Genomic DNA, 3,784 nt, shown 5'->3' with positions numbered 1-3,784 from the left:
TGGCCACATAAACACATGAGAAAAGATCCATTTCCGAAGCCAGGCGTACCATTTCCACTTCCTTGTAAAAGCCCATCCCGGTCTCCTCCAGGATATCCCTGAAGCTACCGTCCACGATGGAATGGGTAGGGAAATTATTGATTCCGGAAAATCCCATGGCCTTTACCTGTTGCAAAAAATGCCACATGCGCCTTCTGGGGTCGGATCCGTGAACTCCGCAAAAAACCGGGATTTCTTCTACCACTGGCAAAACTTCAAATTCCCCGATTTCCATGGCCACCGCATTGGCATCGCCATAGGCCATCAGCCCGGCAGTGGAGCCGTGGCCGGACATTCTAAATCGTCCGGAGTTGTATATGATCAGAAAATCGGCACCCCCCTTTTCTATGAATTTGGCACTTATTCCAGTTCCTGCCCCTGCACCTATAATGGCCTTCTTTTGGGCCAAGGTCTTTTGTAATCGTTGTCTAACTTCTTCTCGGGTATATGGGTTACCCTTCCCAGTCCATTTATTTGGCATTTTGTTTTATTTTTTTGGTCTTAGTTCTTTGTGTATTTCTCTTTATTTCAAAATCTTCATTAAACGCTCCACCAAGGCCTTGGCAAAGGCCGCGTCGTTGATATGGGCGTCCACCTCCATGACGGGCACATGCCCATCGGCGCTTTCCTTGATGGCCCCAAAGAGGGCCGAATCCGCTTCGGGATCATAGAAAATATCCCCTTCGCTGTCGATCTGGGATATACCCTTTAGCGGTAGCATTATCTCTACAGGAGCCTTGGCCCCCATTAGCTTGTCCACCAACTGTTTTCCCAGGGTTTCGTTCTCGGTGACATTGGTCCGCATCAGGGTTACGTCCGGCGCCCAACTGTAGAGCTGTCGGGACCTGTACTGTTCGGGAAGGGTGTCCATTTGGGCAAAGTTCACCATGTCCAGGCAGCCGGGTACCACGATCTGGGGGATCCCCATTTCCGCAGCTGCTGTCAACCGGTGCGGCCCCGCACTCAAAATACCCCCGCAAAGTTCATCGGCAAGTTCGGTGGTGGTAACGTCGAGCACCGCATCAAAGACCCCTTCACGGATAAGCGATTCCATGGTAGACCCGCCCACTCCAGTGGCATGGAAGGCCATTACCTCGTACCCCTTGGCCCTTAACAATTCAGTACATTTGTCCACGCATTTTGTGGTGTTCCCGAACATACTGATGGCGATGTTCCTTTTGGTCTCCTCTGAGGCGTCTACCTTGGTATCGGACATGGCTGTGATCGCCGATGCCGCCTGCCGTATCAACAGCCTGCTGATACTGTTGAGGCCGGCCACGTCCACTACCGACGACATCAGGGTAATATCCTTGACCCCTATCTGCCGGGAGAGGTCCTTGGCCACTACCGTGCTAAGGCAGAATTTGGGAATGCCCAAGGGCACCGCCTGCATGGCCTCCAGGATGATATAGGTTCCACCGCCACCGCCCATGCCGATGACGCCCTTGATCCGGTCACTAAAAGCAAAGTCTGCCAGGATGGAAGCGGCACCTTTTCCCATCAGCTCCACTGCCCTGCCCCGGTCATTGGATTTTCGGATAGCCTCCAAGCTCGTGCCCGAGGCTTCCGCCACTGCGTCCTGGTCCACGTCTATAGGGAAGTCAACAGAAGTCTCCATGACCCCCGTGTTTATGGTGATCACCTGTTGGCCCAGCGCCTTGAGACTTTTTAGGAGATAGGAGAAATCCTCCCCCTTGGTATCAAAGCAGCCCAGCATTACAATACACTTATCAGTGGTGGCCATAAGCTTTTATTTTGATTGAACGTTGAAGTCGAACACCACTACCCGCTCCAATTTTGGTACTACCACGTCCTTTACTTTTTCATGTATTGGATGTGGAAGGTAGGCCTCCCTGGATTCAGGGCTGTCGAAGGTCATGATAAAGCCATGGGTGAAGCCATCGTTCAGCCCTTCCGTACTGTCATAGGGCCCGTGCTCCATCTCCAACAGTCCCGGTATCTTTCCTACCATATCCTGCATGGTGGCAAAACAATTCTCGATCTCGGCCTCGCTTATCCCTTCCTTGAACTGGAACATTCCGTAATGTCTGGTCATAATTCTGTGTTTTATATAATCAGTTAATCTATGGTCTAAACTTAGTTTTGGATAAAGGCATAGACCCCTTTTTTGTTGGAGGTCACAATATCCATCTTTCCATCCCCATTAAGATCGCCAGTGGTAATCTGTCTTCCTACTCCAGAGTTATCATCTATCCTATAGGGTACAAGCTCTGCCGACCCATCTGCATTCCTCTGGGTTTTGAACCAATACAGTACCGCTGGGTCCTCAGCTCCAGGGTCGCGCCCATTGTGGGCATAATAGCATTTTCCGGTAACGATGTCCGGAATACCGTCCTTATCTATATCGGTCATGGACATAGCGTGCAATTGACTAAAGGAAACCCCATAAGGGTTATCCTCAGGACTGTTGGTCATGACGATATGTTCCTTAAAGGTAATTTCTCCACCTTCTACCATCTGTTCAAACCAAGAAAGCCCATATCCATGTCCGTCCATAGCCGTGACCACATCATTATCACCATCTCCATCAATATCATAGGCAAACATTTGGGCTCCGCCCTTGCCCGGGGAAAATGGATAAGGATGATAGGCCCATGGGGTGGTTCTATCCCAGTTTTTGGGCTGCTCCCACCATCCGCTTCTTTCTATCACGTCCGTAAGTCCGTCCCCATTGATATCCCCTGCCCCCAAGCCATGGGAATATTGTATAAATTTCTTTTCGTCCTTTACACTTATCGGGAGTGTTTGCCAATCCCCTCCCTTTTTAGATGGTGCCAATCCCAAGACCAGATAACCTTTACTAAAGGCAAGCAACTCTCTTTGTTTATCCCCAATTATATCCACTAGATCCGGGGATTCATGACAAACATTCCCAAGGGCATTTTGAGATACCGGTTCGGGCACCTTTTTGGTAAGAGGAAGGGAATTCTTTCCCGGGTCCTTGATCCATTTGCTATCCGTTCCCGGTAAACCCACCTGAAGGATATCCATCCATCGGTTTCCATCGATATGGGAAGGGAAAGTAAAAAAATTGGTGGAATAGCCCTCAAGGCCAGGACCTGTGATAGGAAAATATTTTACAGGGCCATAGGCAAACGCTACCTTAAAATCAGGTCCTTTCCACCACAAGTTTCCGGCCACAATATCCATATGTCCATCCCTGTCAATATCCCCTATGGAAGCCCCCTCGGAAACGTATTTGTCCAATAGCTCTATTTTATTAAAGGACACCGCTGTGGATGGAACATTGCTTACCTGGCTCCAAACCAAACCCAAGGAAAGCAGCAGGAAACAGGACAAAATGTAGATTCTATTCCTTAGCAACATTATCTAATTTTTTGGTTTAGTTTAAAGTTTTTATAAAGGATAACAGGTCTGAAACCTGTTCATCCGAATAATTATCGATGAGCCCTTTGGGCATAAAGGAACGACCTCCCATAAATCCTTGGGAAGCAATATCCGAAGCTTGGATAAACTGACTACCGCCTCCCATAAACCCAAGGGTGGTACCGCGATCATCCTTTTTTACAAGGTATCCCTCCATGCTATTGCCGTCTTTCTTGGTTATTCTAAACACTGCGTAACTACTTTCCACGGCCGCATCCGGATTTAAAATTGCAGTCAACAGGGCTTCATTTTCCCTGGTGGCCGAACCGTCCAATGCCGGGGCAAAATCCTGACCTTGATCCCCTACCCTGTGGCACATAAGACAGGTCTGGAAAAG

5 protein-coding genes are annotated in these 3,784 nt (G+C 49.0%); all 5 read right to left on the bottom strand.

Annotation, left to right across the window (positions count from 1 at the left end; all coding sequences use genetic code 11):
* A partial coding sequence (locus tag BUA60_RS23180) for a phosphoenolpyruvate hydrolase family protein (protein ID WP_218587906.1) occupies positions 1–520 on the bottom strand: 520 nt, incomplete at its 3' end.
* A gap of 42 nt (positions 521–562) precedes the next feature.
* Positions 563–1,756 carry a Tm-1-like ATP-binding domain-containing protein gene (locus BUA60_RS06070; RefSeq protein WP_245802524.1) on the bottom strand — a complete coding sequence of 398 codons (1,194 nt, stop codon included), beginning with the start codon at positions 1,754–1,756 and terminating at the stop codon, positions 563–565.
* A gap of 33 nt (positions 1,757–1,789) precedes the next feature.
* Positions 1,790–2,095 (bottom strand): Dabb family protein, encoded by a 306-nt coding sequence (locus BUA60_RS06065; RefSeq protein ID WP_072860890.1) that lies wholly within the window; start codon positions 2,093–2,095, stop codon positions 1,790–1,792.
* A 41-nt stretch (positions 2,096–2,136) separates the two neighbouring features.
* Complete coding sequence (locus BUA60_RS06060; RefSeq protein ID WP_084532512.1) at positions 2,137–3,387, bottom strand: FG-GAP repeat domain-containing protein; 1,251 nt, start codon at positions 3,385–3,387, stop codon at positions 2,137–2,139.
* 16 nt (positions 3,388–3,403) lie between these two features.
* Positions 3,404–3,784 (bottom strand): c-type cytochrome (locus BUA60_RS06055; RefSeq protein ID WP_143153134.1); only part of this gene is annotated, 381 nt, incomplete at its 5' end.

It is taken from the genome of Arenibacter palladensis, assembly GCF_900129275.1.
In the GTDB taxonomy this organism is placed as follows: domain Bacteria; phylum Bacteroidota; class Bacteroidia; order Flavobacteriales; family Flavobacteriaceae; genus Arenibacter; species Arenibacter palladensis.
The sequence above is the reverse complement of the archived record's forward strand: the minus strand, read 5'-3'. Positions and strand labels throughout refer to the sequence as shown.

Coding starts and splice junctions, on each gene's coding strand:
- BUA60_RS06070 (WP_245802524.1), bottom strand. CDS start 1,756: ATGCTGGGCTGCTTTGATACCAAGGGGGAGGATTTCTCCTATCTCCTA.
- BUA60_RS06065 (WP_072860890.1), bottom strand. CDS start 2,095: ATGACCAGACATTACGGAATGTTCCAGTTCAAGGAAGGGATAAGCGAG.
- BUA60_RS06060 (WP_084532512.1), bottom strand. CDS start 3,387: ATGTTGCTAAGGAATAGAATCTACATTTTGTCCTGTTTCCTGCTGCTT.